The organism is Streptomyces sp. AC555_RSS877 (assembly GCF_019049245.1).
Classification (GTDB): Bacteria; Actinomycetota; Actinomycetes; order Streptomycetales; family Streptomycetaceae; genus Streptomyces.
The window spans coordinates 137,041-153,187 of the sequence record NZ_JAGMUK010000182.1 but is presented as its reverse complement, the minus strand read 5'-3'; the positions used below and the strand labels follow the sequence as shown (position 1 = coordinate 153,187).

Below are 16,147 nucleotides of genomic sequence, written 5' to 3'. Positions count from 1 at the left end.
TTCGGTCGATGGGGCCGGCGGGGCGGCGCGCACACCCTGTCTGGTGGCGGACGCGGTTACTTGGCGGTCTTGTGCGGACCGTCCGATACCTGACTAGAGCGCTTCACTAGCGCGCTCTAGTGACGGTGACTCGTACTATGGATCGAGCCATCGATGGTGTCAATATCCTTGTCAGGACGTATCGACATAGTTCGCAGGTTGTTGCGTGGGGCCGTTGACTCGTCGCGCCGATGGCGGCCATGGAGACCCGCAGGTCGCGGTCAGGCGGCCAGTTCCTTGGTGATGCGGTCGAGCATGAACGCGGAGGACTCGCGGGCCCGTTCCTCCCAGGCGAAGACGCAGGCGGTGGCGACGCCGTCGAAATCCAGCTCGCGCAGGGTGCCGAAGAAGGCGTTCCAGTCGACCTCGCCCTGGTCGATGTCGAGGTGCTGGTGGATACGGGCGGCCGTCCCCGGCGGGTTGAGGATGTAGCGCAGGCCTGAGGAGCCCTTGTGGTTGAAGGAGTCGGCGATGTGCACGTGCTTCAGCTTGTCGCCGGCGTAGCGCATCATCGCCGCGATGTCCGCGCCGACTTGTGAGGCGCCCGAGAGGTGGAAGGAATGGGGCGCGCAGTAGAGGTAGTTCACCCACGACTCGTTGATCGCGCGGACGAGGTCGACCGCGGGGGTGTTCTCCTCGCAGAAGTCGTCCGGATGGGCCTCCAGGTTGAGTGCGATGCCTTCCCGCTCGAAGATCGGCAGCAGTTCCTCCAGCGAGCGCCAGAACGCGGCCTCGCTCTCCGCTGCGTGTTCGGGTCGGCCGTTGAACTCCGAGTTCATCAGGGTGCATTCGAGCTCGGCGGTGATCTGGACCATCCGCTTCCAGTAGCGCACGGCGGCCTGCCGCTCGCTCTCGTCGGGTGAGGACCACTTGTAGAGGGGCAGGACCGAGGACAGTTGCACGCCGTGGGTGCGCAGCGATTTCTTGAGGGTGGCGATCCGCCCGTCGTCCGCCCGCGGGTGCAGGAAGAACGGCATGAAGTCGTCACGTGGTGACAACTCGATGTACTGATAGCCGAGTTCGGCGACCGTGCGCACCATGTCGTCGATGGGCAGGGCGCGGAACATGTACGGGTCGAGAGCTATCTTCATGCGGCACCTCCGTAGAGTGTGGGGCGGGGCTTGAGGTCCGTGGCGACGACGCGGCCCGACTCCAGGGCCTCGACGGTCGCGCTGGTGATGACGGTGGCGGCATAGCCGTCCCACGCGGAGGGGCCGGTGGGCTCATGGCCGGCGGCGAGGCCCGCGATCCATTCGCGGAACTCCGTGTCGAAGGCGTCCGCGAAGCGGCCCACCCAGTCCGTGAGCACCTCCGTGCTCTGCTGTCCCGCGCTGCGCAGGCCGACCGCGGCCGGGTCGGGCAGTCGGACCAGGCCTTCCTCGCCGACCGCCTCGCACTGGATGTCGTAGCCGTACTGGCAGTTGACGAAGACCTCCAGATCGATGCGGACACCCTTGGCGGTCTCGAAGAGCATGATCTGCGGGTCCTTGAGGTGGGCGAACCGCCTGCTCGTGGGGCGCGGGGTCACCACCTGGGTGGAGATGATCTCGTCGTCGAGCAGCCAGCGCAGCACGTCCACCTCGTGCACCGCCGTGTCCAGGGCGGCCATGGCGGAGGTGTACGACTGCGGAACGGTCGGGTTGCGGTGGGCGCAGTGCACGATCAGCGGCTCACCGATGCGGCCGGAGTCGATGACCTGCTTCATCTGCCGGTACCCGGCGTCGTAGCGGCGCATGAAGCCGACCTGGACCAGGCGGCGGCCGTGGGCCGTCTCGGCATCGATGATCTTCAGACAGTCCTCGGCGGTCGTGGCCAGCGGCTTCTCGCAGAACACCGGTTTCCCGGCGGCTATCGCGCTCAGCACGTGCTCGGAGTGGGTCGGGCCCGAGGACGTCACGAGGACGGCGTCGACGTCGTCCGCCGCGATCAGGGCCGCGCCGTCGGACAGCACTCGGGCGCCGACCGGCGCTGCTGCCTGCTCGGCGCGGGCGGCGTCGATGTCGGTGACCGCGGTGACGCGGGAGCCGGTGACGGTGTCGGTGAGGCGCCGGATGTGTTCCTTGCCGATCCAGCCGGCGCCGATGACGCCTACACGCACAGTCATGGGTGGTGGTCCTTTCTGCGGCCTCCCGGGCCGATGGCGGCCCGGGGACTGGGGGAGTCAGGAGAAGCGCGTACGGAGTTCGGCTTCGAGGGCTTCCAGGGAGCGCCCCCTGGTTTCGGGGACGTAGCGCTGGACGAAGGTGAGGGCGAGAACGCCCGCCGCCACGAAGAGGAAGAACGTGTTGGAGATCCCGATTCCGTCGACCAGGGACGGGAAGACCAGTCCGATCGCGAAGTTGGTCAGCCACAGCACCACCGCCGCCACGCCCATCCCAAAGCCGCGCATCCGCATCGGGAAGATCTCCGAGAGCATCAGCCAGGTGACCGGCGAGATGGCGCCCTGCTGGAAGGCGAGGAAGGTGACGGTCATGGCGAGCACGGCGTAGGCGCGGCCGTCGCCGGAGGGGAGCACCAGGGAGAACACACCGATCAGCAACAGAGCGGCCGTGGTCCCCATCTGACCGGCCATCAGCATCGGACGGCGATTGACCCGGCCCAGCAGCCAGATGCCGACGAAGGTCGCCAGCACCGAGATCACTCCGTTGGCGATGTTCGCGGTCAGAGCGCTGTCGGCGGCGAAGCCGGCGTCGGTGAGGATCTGGGTGCCGTAGTACATGATCGTGTTGACGCCGGTGATCTGCTGCACGATCGCGATGCCGAAGCCGACGAACATGAGCCTGCGTACCCAGGGTGTGGCCCTCATGTCCTGCCAGCCGCCGATCTTCTCCCGCTCCTCCTTGACGGCGAGGGCGGACACCTCGGCGAGTTCGGCCTCGGCCCGCTGCCGGGACCGCACCTGCTTGAGGACTTCCAGGGCTTCCCCGAAGCGGGTCTGCGAGGCCAGCCAGCGCGGGCTCTCCGGCATCACCAGCATGCCGAACCAGAGCACCACGGCCGGGACGGTGGCGAGGACGAGCATCCAGCGCCATACGCCGCCGGACTCACCGCCGACCCGGGCGATGATCGCGTTGGAGGTGAAGGCCAGCAACTGGCCGCTCACGATCATGAGTTCGTTGCGGGTGACGAGGGCACCGCGCCGCTCGGCGGGCGAGACCTCCGCGAGGTAGACGGGCACGGTCACCGAGGCACCGCCGACCGCGAGGCCGAGCACGAACCGGGCCACGACCATGACCGCGGTGTTCGGCGCGAGCGTGCAGCCGAGCGCCCCGACGAAGAACACCACGGCGAGGATCAGGATCGTACGACGCCGTCCGCGCGCGTCCGACAGCCTGCCACCGGTGACCGCGCCGAGTGCGGCACCGAGCAGCAGTGAGCTGGTGACCATGCCCTCGGTGAAGGGGGTCAGACCGAGGTCGTCGGTCATGTAGGGCAGGGCGCCGTTGATGACGCCGGTGTCGTAGCCGAAGAGGAGCCCGCCGAAGGTGGCGATGACGGTGATGAGCCGGAGCCGCCGGGAGACCGCCGGCGGCGTGTCGTCCCTGCCTGGGGTGGCCTGTTCGATGTCGTCCCTGTCGTCCCTGACGTCCATGGGCGCCTCCTACCGGTCAAGAGTCGGGCGCCGGGTACCCGCCAACCCGCAGCCGGCCAGGTGCTCTCGGGTGCTGACCGCGATCGGCAGCGGCACCTCGGGAGCGCACGGGTACAGGTCCTGCTCGACGATCACGAACAACTCGGCTGCAAGCCCGGCGAGTTCGGCCACCACGTCCGCCGGGTTCGGCACACCGGCCGGGGGCGACGCGCACACCCCGCGGTTGACGGCCTCGCCGAAGGAGAGGTCCTCGGCGACGACCTGGGCAAGAATCTCGGGGTCCATCTGCTTGATGTGGACGTAGCCCACCCGCTCGCCGAAGCGGCGGATCAGGTCGAGGTTGTCGCCGCCGCCGTAGGCCACATGGCCGGTGTCCAGGCAGAGGTTGGTGTAGCGGGAGTCGGACTCGTTGAGCAGCCGCTCGATCTCGGGCTGGGTCTGGATGTGGCTGTCTGCGTGCGGGTGGAGGACGAGCCGTACGTCGTACTCGTCCAGGAGCAGCCTGCCCAGCCGGTCGGCGTTCCGGCCGAAGCCCGCCCACTGCCCGGCGGTCAGCTCCGGCGACTCGGTGAACGCGCCGCTCTTCTCGTCCCGGTACATCGGCGGGATGAGGACCAGGTGGTGGGCGCCCGCGGCAGCGGTCAGAGCGGCGACCTGCCGGACGTGGGCGAGCATCTCGTCCCAGGCATCGGGCCGGTGCAGCGCGCCGAACGCGGTGCCGCCGGAGACCTGCAGCCCACGGGCGGCCAGCTCGTCCTTCAGCCGCTGCGGATCCGTCGGGAGGTAGCCGTAGGGCCCAAGTTCGAGCCACTGGTAGCCGGCTGCGGCCAGCTCGTCGAGGAAGCGGGTGTACGACACCTGGTGCTCGTCCTCGGGGAACCAGACGCCCCAGGAGTCGGGGGCGGAGCCCAGGCACAGGTTGCCCGCGATGGTGCGGAGGGAGGATGGCGCCGTTGCCATGGTGTGTCCTTTACGGGGAGGGGCGGGGACCTTCAGTCGGAGGTGGGGAGGTCGAACCCGGCGGCGACAGCTGGGCGGGGGGAGGCCAGCGGGTGGTGACGACTTTGCGGCTGTCGACGCCGTAGCCCTCCAGGGCCGCGCGGGCGATGTCCCCGAACGGGTCGTGGCCCGTCTTGGTGATCACGGCCGCGGCGTGGCCGTAGCGGGCGGCTGCCACCGCGACGTTCGTCGGACTGCTGCCCAGGTACTTCCCGAGCGAGGTGACCTCCGCAAGCCCGACGCCGGTCTGGAGCGGATACACGTCCACTCCCACACGGCCCATGGTCAGCACTTCGAACGGCATCACGCTGGTTTCCCTTCGCTCCGGAGACACCGGGGAGTTCTCGTGGGACGTTCTCGAACTGGCGCGCTCTACTAGCGCGCTCTAGGCAAGTACGATGAGCCCTGTCCAAATGTCATGTCAATAGCTTGTTGCTGGGAGATTTCGCGGCCGACCGTAAGGTGGGGCGCGTCGAAGGGGGAGGTTCACAGGTGGATGCGTCGGCCAAGCAACGGCCCACGATGGCGGACGTCGCCGCGAAGGCGGGCGTGTCCAGGGCACTCGTATCAATCATTTTCCGCGGCCAGCCGGGGGCCAGCCAGGAGACCCGCGAGCGCGTCCTGCGCGTCGCCGACGAGATCGGCTACCGCCCCGACAACGCCGCCCGGCTGCTCGCCCGGGGGCGCAGTCGCACGCTCGGCGTGATGTTCACCGTGCACCAGACGTTCCACTCGGACCTCATCGCGGGCATCTACCCCGAGGCCGAACGGCTCGGCTACGACGTCCTGCTCTCCGCGGCCACGCACAGCCGTGCGGAGGCCAAGGCGATCGAGGCGCTCCTCGGTCACCGTTGCGAGGCAGTGATCCTGCTCGGCTCCGACGCGGAGGCTGCCTACCTCGACGAGCTCGGGCGTCGCACGGTCACCGTGTCGGTCAGTCGCCGAGTGCCCCACGCCCACGTCGACTTCGTGCACTCGGCCGAGGGTAAGGGGGTGCGACAGGCCATGGACCACCTGGTCGAGCTGGGGCACCGTCGGATCGTGCACATCGACGGCGGCCGTGGCCCCGGGTCGGCCGAGCGGCGGCGTGCCTACCGGGCCGCTATGCGCCGTCACGGGCTGGAGTCACAGGCGCGGGTCATTCCCGGTGACCACACCGAGCTGTCGGGCATCGAGACGGGGACGTTGCTTCTCGCGGAGCGCGACCGCGGGCAGCCCCTGCCGACCGCGGTCCTGGCGGGCAACGACCGTTGCGCGTGGGGTCTGTTGATGTCGCTGACGCGGGCGGGGGTCGACGTCCCCCGTGACATGTCGGTCGTCGGCTACGACGACAGCCATCTGTCCCACCTGATGCCGATCGGCCTGACCACGGTGCGCCAGGACGCGGTCCTCATGGCGGAGCACGCGGTGCGCTTCGCCGTGGAGCGGTTGGAAGGCGCGGACGTGGCACCGCGGGAGGCCGTGCTGGACCCGAAGCTCGTGGTGAGGGGGACCAGCGGACAGGCTTCGGAGTCACAGGTCTGAGGTGCGTGATCCACCGCTGGTCGGGTTCGCACCAGCCAGGATGAGGCGGCCGACGCGTGACCTCCACCCCGACGTACCCGCTGCCTGTGCTGCAGTGGGAAGTCCTACATCAGCCCAGTTGCCCAGGCGATGACTCACCCGGCCGTTCCTGTGGCGGCATCCGCGTGTTCTCCTCGGGTCGCGCCGGGCGATCGCCCGCCACCTGGGCTGGGGCCGGCCTCAAAGCCGTGCTGCGCCACGCGCGCGCCGTGCACTGGCAGACGCCTTCCGTCGGACTCGGCCTCCGCCCAGTCGGCTGGACCCCTACAAGCCCTGTCTGATGAAGCGGTTCACCGCAGGATGCAGCCCTGTCACCCTCCTGCACCGCGAATGCCTCACAGAGAACGCCCCTGTCACCTACCGGATGGTCCGCGCGTACATCGCCACCCTGCGCACCGCCTCGCCGCAGGCACGGCCTCCGCCGTCGGTGCGGCAGGTGACCGGCACGCTCACCTGGCATTCCACGGCCCTGAGCGAGGAAGACCGTGCCGCGCTGAAGGGACGTCCCGGCTCTGCCCCGACCTGGACACCGCTGCCGAACATGTCCGTACCGGTGTGCCGCGCCGTCCGCTTCACGGGACTCAGGGCAGTCACCCGGCCCGTCGCTTGGAGATCGACTTCCAAGCAGAAGAGAAATCCTTTGCTCGCGCTTTGTCGTGCGGGGTGCTCTGCGTGTTTCGTAGCGGTGCCGTCTGCGGTACGCGACTATACGGACGGCGACACCACATTCATCGGCATGGTGCGTGGAATCACCGAGACAGAAAGAAGGATGACGTGTCCGGTAGCGAAAGCGAGAACCCGGCAATTGCCTCTCCGACCCCTGCGCCGACTCGGCCCAGGACGAACCGGGACTGGTGGCCGAATCAGCTGGACCTTCAAATTCTCCACCAGCACTCGTCCCGCTCCAATCCGATGGACGAGGACTTCGGCTACGCGAGAGAGTTCGCGACCCTCGACCTCGACGCACTGAAGCAGGACGTCTTCGACGCGATGACGACGTCACAGGAATGGTGGCCTGCCGATTACGGCCACTACGGGCCGCTCTTCATCCGGATGAGCTGGCACGCCGCGGGCACGTACCGCGTCGCCGACGGCCGGGGCGGTGGCGGCAGCGGCGCTCAGCGCTTCGCCCCCCTGAACAGTTGGCCGGACAACGCGAGCCTCGACAAGGCGCGCCGTTTGCTGTGGCCGGTCAAGCAGAAGTACGGACAGAAAATCTCCTGGGCCGACCTTCTGGTTTTCGCCGGTAACTGTGCCATGGAATCGATGGGGTTCAAGACGTTCGGGTTCGGATTCGGGCGAGAGGACATCTGGGAACCCGAGGAGATCTTCTGGGGACCCGAGGACATCTGGCTCGGAGATGAGCGCTACAGCGGCGACAGGGAACTCGCCGCTCCCTTCGGTGCCGTGCAGATGGGACTGATCTACGTCAATCCGGAGGGACCCAGCGGAAACCCGGATCCGATGGCCGCCGCCCGGGACATTCGCGAGACATTCGGGCGCATGGCAATGAACGACGAGGAGACGGTCGCACTCATCGTCGGCGGCCACACCTTCGGCAAGTGTCATGGTGCGGTCGATCCCGCGTACATCGGCCCGGAACCCGAGGCCGCCCCCGTCGAGCAACAGGGTCTCGGCTGGCGGAACACGTACGGCAGCGGCAAGGGCACCGACGCGCTCACCAGCGGGCTCGAGGGCGCATGGACCTCCGAGCCGACCCGGTGGGACAACGGGTACCTGGACAACCTGTTCAGGTACGAATGGGAGCTGACGACGAGCCCCGCCGGTGCCAAGCAGTGGACTCCCACGGATCCTTCGGCCAAGGGCACGGTGCCCGATGCTCATGATCCGTCGAGGAGACACGCTCCGATGATGCTGACGACGGACCTCGCGCTGAAGCTGGATCCGGTCTACGGCCCGATCTCGAAGAGCTTCCACGAGAACCCGGACAAGCTCGCGGAAGCCTTCGCCAAGGCGTGGTACAAGCTGTTGCACCGCGACATGGGACCCGCCACGCGCTACCTCGGCCCGTGGGTTCCCGAGCCGCAACTGTGGCAGGACCCCGTCCCCGAGGTCGATCACGAACTCGTCGCGGCCGATGACATCGCTGCTCTCAAGAGCAGGATCGTCGGCTCGGGGCTGTCCATCTCCCAGCTGGTCACCACCGCTTGGGCGTCGGCGGCGAGCTTCCGCGGCACCGACAAGCGGGGCGGGGCCAACGGGGCACGGATTCGCCTCGCGCCGCAACGGGACTGGGAGGTCAACCACCTGCCCGAGGTGGCCGAGGTGCTGCAGAAGCTGGAGCTGATCCAGCAGGACTTCAACCGCTCACAGGCCGGCGGCACGAGGGTTTCGCTCGCTGACCTGATCGTCCTGGGCGGTTGCGCGGCCGTCGAGCAAGCAGCGAAGAACGCCGGATACGACATCACCGTCCCGTTCGCGCCGGGGCGCACGGACGCCTCGCAGGAACAGACCGACGTGGAGTCGTTCGCCGTGCTGGAACCCAGGGCCGACGGATTCCGGAACTACGTCCGCGCGGGCGAGAAGCTGTCGCCGGAGACACTCCTGCTGGACCGCGCCAACCTGTTGACGCTGACCGCCCCCGAGATGACGGTACTGATCGGCGGCATGCGGATCCTGAAAACCGGCTACAAGCGATCCTCACACGGCGTCTTCACTCACCGGCCGGAGACGCTGACCAACGACTTCTTCGTCAACCTGCTCGACATGCGCACGGAGTGGAAGGCGTCGACTTCGGACGAGAACGTGTTCGAAGGCCGGGATCGCGCCACAGGCGAGCTCAAGTGGACCGCCACCGCAGTCGACCTCATCTTCGGATCACACTCCCAGCTCCGAGCCGTCTCGGAGGTCTACGCGTCCCAGGACGCGGGACACAAGTTCGTGCGTGACTTCGTGGCCGCGTGGGACAAGGTGATGAACCTCGATCGGTTCGACCTGGCCTGAACCCGTTGTCCGGGCGGGGGCAGGGACGCTGGTCCCGCAGAGCTCCCACGGCGCTTCCATGGCGGGCACGCGCACCCCACACGGCACGCGGGCCCGCCGAGCCCAGAGGGCCACTCATACCAAGCGGCCCCGCTCGTCAATTCTCCTGGAGCACGGAGAGAACGTTCCCGGCCGGGTCGGTGAACCACGCGATCGCCGCAGGACCGCCGTCACCGACACGGACGATGCCCTTCTCGTCGTGGTCGAATCCGGGATAGCGCTCCAGGTTCACGCCGCGCCGCTCCAGTTCACCGACGGCGGCCTCGATGTCGTCCACGGGGAAGTTGAGAAGCGTGAACGTCGCGGGGGTGTGCGTCTCCTTCGGGTAGACGAAGACACGCGCGCCGCTGCCGAGCGTGAGGGTCAGCATCCGCATGTCCCCCTCCCCGGTCTCCTCCACCCGGAGACCGAGAGTCTCACCATAGAACCGGCGGGCCTCGCCGAGGTCGTCGACCGCGAAGCCGCTGAACGCCTGCGACTGTCCAAACATGCCGTGTGTCTCCTTCACGGGTGAGCCAACACAAGATCTCAGGGCACACCACACGGACTACGGTCGACGGCACGCCACGCGGTCGACGCCCGGATGGTCGTGCGCCCTTCACCCTCACGAAGCGATGGCCGGCCGCCGCCCTGTGCTCCGTCGACGGACAGTCACCGGAGCCGATCACCATCGACCTCGCACAGACCGACACTGAAATCGCAAACCGCTCCGAGCCGGGCCTGTACCCCACCGCCGCGGGCTCGATGAGGGACCGCCACTGAGGGTGTCCTACAGACTCACGGTCGCAGGCATGGCGCAGCGGCCCGTGCACGCGGCTTCGGTCCGCATGGTCTGCGGGGCAGCCTGAGGACAGAGGCGTACGACTGCCAGTCAACTGGTCCTTCAGCCTGACGGCTCGTCGAACTGCCGCGATCGGAATGTTGGTGCTGGACTCCGGGTTCACGTTCGGTTGCCAGGGATGTCGGTTTGAGGTTCGACATGTAGGTCCGGATGAAGTGTTATGCAATGGATAGACAATTATCCGCTGTATACACCTGCTTGAGGATTACGTCCCGTTCAGCTGGTCAAGTATCCCGCTGTACGGGCACGGCAACTCGCATCCGGGGGACCTTGATGAGTGGGACAGTCCGAATCCAGATCGACAGCAGGATGCCAGGTGACCTGTTGCGGTCACTTCATGGCTCGCTGTCCGGGGAACCTGAGTGGCGCGGCCGGGTGGGCTTGGTGGAGGGGCCTTCGCGTAAGGACGCGTTAGGGGGTGGCCTTGAGGCTCTGACCGTGGCGTTGGCACCGGGTGGGTTGGCTGTGGGGCTGGTGAGCGCTGTGGTGGCCTGGGCTCGGAGCCAGTCAGTTGGCGAAATGGTGTGCAAGCTGAGCCGGTCGGACGGGTCGTCGGTGGAGGTGTCGGCTCCGCTGGCGCGCAGTCTGCACGGGGCGGATGAAGTGCGCGCTCTGGTGGAGGAGTTGTCGCAGAGGCTTGGGGACGGTTCTCCAGGAGTCCCGTCCGGGGAGTGATGGGGGTGGAGGCACTCAGGACGGATGGCACCCAGGTTCTGCTCGCAGGGTGCGGCACCTACGGTGCGGATTCAGGACTCGAGGATGTCGCAGCGGTGTCTGCAAGTGTTCGGGACCTAGGCGAGGCACTGGTGGAGCGCTGTGGGCTGGGCAGAGAGAGCCTGACTGTGCTGCTGGATCCGGCGGAGCCCGCGGAGCTGGGCTTGGTATTGGAGAAGGCGATCGAGCAGGCCGCAGCCGGAGGGGTGCTCTGGTTTCACTACGTGGGGCATGGTCTGGTCAGCCCAAATGGGGCTCTGCATCTGGCGACCCAGGCTACTCGAGCCCGCCGTCCCCGGTCGCTGGCGTTCACAGCGCTGCCGTATACCTCAGTGCGGGATGCTCTGCTGCAGAGCGACGCGAGTGCCCTGGTGGTCACACTGGACTGCTGCTTTTCCGGACGGGCTGTCGGGACCCTAGGGACAGACGCTGAGGGGATGGGGACTGGGCTCATACGGATCGAGGGCGGATTCGTACTGACGGCTGCGGCACGGGAGGAGCACGCTCTGGCTCCGGTAGGGGCGGTGCACACCGCCTTTACCGGCGAGCTGATCCGCCTGCTGCGGCAGGGGGATCCTCAGGCTGGCCCGCAGCTGACGCTGCTGAGAGCGTCCAGGTACCTGCAGCAGTCGCTGGGCTCGCGAGGATTGCCTGTCCCTCTTCAGCATGCCAGCGGGCGGGCCGGCGAACTGGTGCTGGGCGCCAATCCTGCCTATCGGCCACCGACGGCCGCAGAGACGGCCGACGAAGTATGGGAAGCGGACAAGAGCGCCGCTGCTGCGGTGTGCCCGTATCCGGGCCTGGTGTCCTTCGGACCCGAGCAGGCCCAGTGGTTCTTCGGCAGGACTGCGCTGCTCGAACAACTGACCGCGCGGCTGGCTCAGCAGATGGACGTGCACGAGCCGCTGCTGGTGATCGGCTCGTCGGGTGCGGGCAAGTCGTCCTTGCTCGGTGCTGGTCTCCTGCCGGCTTTGGACCGCGGCGAGGTTGCTCTGCCGGGCTGCGCCAGCTGGCCCCATGCACGGCTGACGCCCACCGGACGGCCGGTGGCTGCGCTGGCCAGTGCCTTGGCTCGGCTGGGGGCCGGCGATGTCGAGCAGATGGCCGCAGCTGTGGCAGCGCGGCCTGATCATGTGCGTGGCTTCGTCAACAACGTGCTGGAGGCTAGGGCGGCCGGAGAGCAGATAGGCCAGGCGCGCCTGGTGCTGGTGGTCGATCAGTTCGAGGAAATCTTCGCGCTGTGCAAGGACGCGCGTGAACGGTGGGCTTTCGTACAAGCCCTGGGGGCGGCAGCGGGTGGTTCGGGTGGTGCGCCGTGTGCGCTTGTGGTCATCGGAGTGCGGGCTGACTTCTACGCCGACTGCCTGGCCCAGCCGGGTCTGCAGCGAGCGCTGGACAAGGCTGTGGTCGTCGGTCCGCTGACTGCCGCCGGTATGGCCAAGGCCATCATCGAGCCTGCGCAGATGTGCCATCTTGAGCTGCAGCCAGGACTGGTTGAGCTGATGCTGCGCGATCTGGGAATGGAGGCGGGGGACGAAAGGACTGAAGAGTTTGCTGATGCGGGGGCGCTCCCCTTGCTGGCGCATGCGTTGCGTGCAGTGTGGGAACGGCGTGAGGGTCGCACGCTGACGGTGGCCGGATACAGCCAGGCAGGAGGTGTCCATGGGGCCATCGCTGCCACGGCGGATGCCTGTTACGACGGCCTGGAAACTCAAGCGCAGCAGGAGCTGACGCGGACGCTGTTGCTGCGGCTGATCCAGGTGGGAGAGACCGTCGAGACGCGTCGCCGCCTCCACGCTGCCGACCTGCTCGAGAATCTGTCCGAGCCTGATGCCTCGCTCGTGCTGGAGGCTCTGACCCGGGTGCGGCTCGTGACCCGGGATATCGGCACGGTCGAAATCGCACACGAGGTTCTCATCCGGGCGTGGCCACGGCTGCGGGCCTGGGTGGAGGAAGACCGGTCGGGGCTCCTGATCCGCCAGCGCATCGCAGCTTCCGCCGCGCAGTGGGAGGCCGCTGGTCGGCAAAATACTGACCTGCGACAACAGCCGGTGCTGCTTGGCGAGGAGATCGCCTGGGCGGCGACCGCCCCTGCGCATCTGCGGCTCACCGCCGGCGAGCGGGACTTCCTTGATGCCTCGGGGGCGCTCGGACAGCGCCGTACCCGAAGGCGGCGGGTATTGCGGGCCGTGATCAGTGGGCTGACTGTGCTGGCGCTGCTGGCGGGGGCGCTGGCCTGGCAGCGCTCTCAGGCTCTGGCAGCGGACAGGTTGCAGGCAACGGCTCGCAATATCGCTGCTCGCGCCGACACCCTGCGGCAGTTCGATCCTCAGACGGCGATGCTGTTGAACGTCGCCGCGTGGAAGACCTCACGTGTCCCCGAGGCGCGCTCTGGGCTGATCACTGCCACTGCCCAGCAGGATCAGGACACCTTCTCTCTGCCGGACTTGCCGACTGCCGAACAGCACCTGTCCCAGAACGGGAGCACAGTCGTCAGCGTCGACAGCCGCGGTTCGGGACGGGTGCGGGTCTGGGATGTCCGGGCTAAGAAGCAAACCAAAGATTTCAACGTGCCTGCCCGGCCCGCAGCCCCGACAGGACAGACTTCGGCGCTCAGCACCGACGGATCAGCCATCGCTGTCCAGTCAGCGGACGGCGTACGGCTGTGGAAGACCTCTACGGGACGACCCTCTTCCGCTGCGGTGGGAGACAGCGACAGCCGGCCGCTGGCATTGCGCGGCACCACGCTCGTACTCGCCATGCAGAGTCACGTCGAAGTGTGGGACATGCGCGCCTCCCGCCAGGTGGCCCGCATCAACCAGACCGCGAGTGAGGCGGAACTCGACGGGACGGACCGAGTGGCTCTGTGTGACAGCGGGCTGATGGAGGGCAGCCGCGGGGGCCGACTGGCGCTGTGGAATTTGCGAACCGGGGACAAAGTAGGGAGGGACTTGACTTCCAGGCCGGGCGAGGCGGTCTGCGACGAGGGCTCGATGCGTTTCAGCCCGGACGGGAAGCTGCTGGCTGTGCCGGTTTTCAGCAGTCAGAGCACCGGGGCGATCAATTTGTGGAACGCACGGACCGCGAGGCCCCCTCATGACGAAGACACGCAGGCTCCGTTCGCTGTCCTGGGGCCCGGGTTCCCCTTCGCCATATCAGTGGCCTTCAGCCCTGACGGGACAGTACTGGCGGTCGCCGATGACCGTGCCATCGTCCTTTACAGGGTAAGTCCGAAGTCTCCCACTACCTTGATCAGCTACTCCTTACAGAGTGAGGGGGCGGACTATCTCGGGTTCACTTCGGACGGACAGACGCTGGCATTCCTGCGCGGCAGCGATGCTGGCACTGCTGTGCGGTCGCTGCGGCCGTTTGCCGGCTCGCCTCGCACCTATGCGAGCCCCAATGCGCTGGGGGTCATCAGCGGAGACGGAACCGTTGTGGCGGTACAAAGCCCTGATGCCGAGCGCAACGAGATACGGACCGTGGACGGGGACACAGGGAAGGCGACCGGGTTCGTCGTCAAGACGCTTCCCCGGACTGACTCCGCTGATACCGACGGCACCACGCGCGTCAGTCCGATGGTGCTGAGCCTGGACGGCCAGGTCTTGGCTGTCGGAGACCCCGGGGCACGCACAGTAACGGTCTGGAACACGCGTTCGCGTCACCTGGTAAGAGAACTAGCCTTCTCCGCACCGATCAATCAGCTGTCCTTCCAACTGGGCGGTGGCCTGCTGATGAGCAGCGACGGCACCGTCGCGGTGGCAAGAATCGGTAACGGCAAAACCGTCGAGGCACTCAACGTCGACACTGGCGCCGTCATCCGCACCGTTTCCGGCGTTTCGGGACAGCTCATGGCCATAAGCGCCGATGGGCAGCTCCTGGTGACCGACAATGGAGAGATCATCAACCTGGACACGGGCGGTCATCGGCGTGTTGTGCTGGCCCGCTACGCCACGGCCACCCAAGCGGTTTTCAGCCCGGACGGACGGTTCCTCGCGGCCACTGACTACGCGGGCGGCCTGGCCTTGTGGGACAGCAAAGCCACTAGGCGGCTCACATACCTCGACGGTGGCAGCGCTTACGCCTACGGGCACGGAACCCGCCCACGTGGGGGCATTCTCGCCTTCTCCGTCGATGGCAGCATGCTGGCCGTTCAGCACCCGCTCGAACCCAAGGTCCAGCTGTGGGATACCCAAACTCTGCGTCACGTGGGCGCACCGATGCCTCTGTCCGTGGATGGCGAGGAGTTCCTGCCTGCTTCCCTTGCTTTTGGCCCGCAGGAGAAGACGCTCCGGGCAGTGGGAGGTGCTCTCGATTTCCTCAGTGAGCAGGCCACAGTGGGCCACTCGGTCTTCTACACGAAGGCGCCTTTAGACCCTGCCACGCTGGTGACGGGGCTGTGCACACGGGTAGGACGAGATCTCACCAAAGCCGAGTGGGCGCTATACATCCCCGAGATCTCCTACCGGCATGTGTGTGCCTGAACGGGCGTTGGGCGTTCTGGCAACGCGCGCATACCGTCAAGGTGATCATGGATCTGGATCCAGGACAGGCCCTCAAGAGCCCTGTCCTGTCGATCTCCGCCGTCAGCGGTCACACGCCGATGAAGCTCACCGTTTCCGTCATGTCCGCCCGCCCGGTACGCAGCCTTGGCACGTCCTCCTTCTCAAAGCCCACTGAAATGCCGCAGAACAGTACGAGATCGTCGTCGGCTCCGACTGTTCGGCTGACGGTGTTGCGGTACATGGTCCACATCACCTGGGGGCAGCTGTGCAGCCCTTCCGCTCGCAGCAGCAGCATGACCGTCTGCACGTACATCCCCGCATCCGCCCACTGGCCGGGCCCCATCATCCGGTCGAGGTAGCAGAACAGGACGACCGGCGCCCCGAACGCCTGGGAGTTCAGGGCGGCGATCTTCTTGGGCCGGTCGGGGTCGTCGCGCTCGATCCCCAGCGCTTCGTACCGTTGGGTGGCGGCGGCGGAAAAGCGGTCCAGATACGGCGAGGCCAGTTCGTCCGGGTACATCGGATACTCCCGCTCATCACCCGGGTCGCCTGCCAGTGCCCTGGCGGTCGTGTGCTTCTTCAGGTCGGCCAGGGGCTCGCCGGTCACGACGTACACATGCCACGGCTGGAGGTTCCCACTGGACGGAGCCCGCGTCGCTGCCGTCAGCACGCGTTCGAGTACCTCTTTGGGCACCGGCTCATCGTTGAACGCCCGCACGGCCCGGCGACTGTCCACGGCCTCATACACGTCCACGTCTTCGCGCCCTCTCAGTCAACCGGCCCCTCCACCGGATTCAGCGGTCAGCACCGAGCATGGCTGGGGCTGGACGACGTTCCGGCGATCAAATCCGGTCGTTGATAGGACTGTGGGAGACAGAGGTGACTTGACGG

The 16,147-nt window shown here is 67.3% G+C and carries 11 protein-coding genes and 1 pseudogene; 4 read left to right on the top strand and 8 right to left on the bottom strand.

From position 1 onward, the window contains the following. Positions 1-260 precede the first annotated feature (260 nt). From KUM49_RS40095 to KUM49_RS40075, 5 genes and pseudogenes are all read right to left on the bottom strand, one after another. Positions 261-1,130 carry a sugar phosphate isomerase/epimerase family protein gene (locus KUM49_RS40095; RefSeq protein ID WP_217241843.1) on the bottom strand — a complete coding sequence of 290 codons (870 nt, stop codon included), beginning with the start codon at positions 1,128-1,130 and terminating at the stop codon, positions 261-263. Beyond that, positions 1,127-2,143, bottom strand: a complete 1,017-nt coding sequence (locus tag KUM49_RS40090; protein ID WP_217241842.1) for a Gfo/Idh/MocA family protein — start codon at positions 2,141-2,143, stop codon at positions 1,127-1,129. The genes KUM49_RS40095 and KUM49_RS40090 overlap by 4 nt, the downstream gene beginning before the upstream one ends. Positions 2,144-2,200: 57 nt before the next feature. After that, entirely contained in the window at positions 2,201-3,631 is a 1,431-nt protein-coding gene (locus tag KUM49_RS40085) for a sugar porter family MFS transporter (protein ID WP_217241841.1), read from the bottom strand. Positions 3,632-3,640: 9 nt separating this feature from the next. Further along, on the bottom strand, positions 3,641-4,591 hold the full coding sequence (locus KUM49_RS40080; RefSeq protein WP_217241840.1) for a TIM barrel protein: 951 nt from the start codon (positions 4,589-4,591) through the stop codon (positions 3,641-3,643). Positions 4,592-4,670: 79 nt separating this feature from the next. Continuing rightward, positions 4,671-4,934, bottom strand: a pseudogene (locus tag KUM49_RS40075) (PfkB family carbohydrate kinase); the annotation flags it as partial. Between the two features lie 218 nt (positions 4,935-5,152). Between KUM49_RS40075 and KUM49_RS40070 the strand changes: the two are divergent. Further along, on the top strand, positions 5,153-6,154 hold the full coding sequence (locus KUM49_RS40070) for a LacI family DNA-binding transcriptional regulator (protein ID WP_217241898.1): 1,002 nt from the start codon (positions 5,153-5,155) through the stop codon (positions 6,152-6,154). A gap of 396 nt (positions 6,155-6,550) precedes the next feature. Here the strand turns inward: KUM49_RS40070 and KUM49_RS40065 are convergent, their stop codons facing one another. Then, the gene (locus KUM49_RS40065) at positions 6,551-6,769 is read right to left on the bottom strand and encodes a hypothetical protein (protein ID WP_217241839.1); all 219 of its coding nucleotides are present in this window, start codon (positions 6,767-6,769) and stop codon (positions 6,551-6,553) included. 198 nt (positions 6,770-6,967) lie between these two features. Here KUM49_RS40065 and katG point away from each other — a divergent pair, with 198 nt between their 5' ends. Next, on the top strand, positions 6,968-9,157 hold the full coding sequence (gene katG / locus KUM49_RS40060; protein WP_217241897.1) for a catalase/peroxidase HPI: 2,190 nt from the start codon (positions 6,968-6,970) through the stop codon (positions 9,155-9,157). 136 nt (positions 9,158-9,293) lie between these two features. Here the strand turns inward: katG and KUM49_RS40055 are convergent, their stop codons facing one another. Continuing rightward, positions 9,294-9,686, bottom strand: a complete 393-nt coding sequence (locus KUM49_RS40055) for a VOC family protein (RefSeq protein ID WP_217241838.1) — start codon at positions 9,684-9,686, stop codon at positions 9,294-9,296. Between the two features lie 501 nt (positions 9,687-10,187). On the opposite strand from KUM49_RS40055, the gene KUM49_RS49335 reads away from it, so the two are divergent. Beyond that, positions 10,188-10,712 carry a hypothetical protein gene (locus KUM49_RS49335; RefSeq protein WP_308406967.1) on the top strand — a complete coding sequence of 175 codons (525 nt, stop codon included), beginning with the start codon at positions 10,188-10,190 and terminating at the stop codon, positions 10,710-10,712. A gap of 563 nt (positions 10,713-11,275) precedes the next feature. Then, the gene (locus tag KUM49_RS40050; protein WP_217241837.1) at positions 11,276-15,235 is read left to right on the top strand and encodes a WD40 repeat domain-containing protein; all 3,960 of its coding nucleotides are present in this window, start codon (positions 11,276-11,278) and stop codon (positions 15,233-15,235) included. A 109-nt stretch (positions 15,236-15,344) separates the two neighbouring features. Here the strand turns inward: KUM49_RS40050 and KUM49_RS40045 are convergent, their stop codons facing one another. After that, complete coding sequence (locus KUM49_RS40045; protein ID WP_217241836.1) at positions 15,345-16,010, bottom strand: nitroreductase; 666 nt, start codon at positions 16,008-16,010, stop codon at positions 15,345-15,347. Between the last annotated feature and the right edge of the window lie 137 nt (positions 16,011-16,147).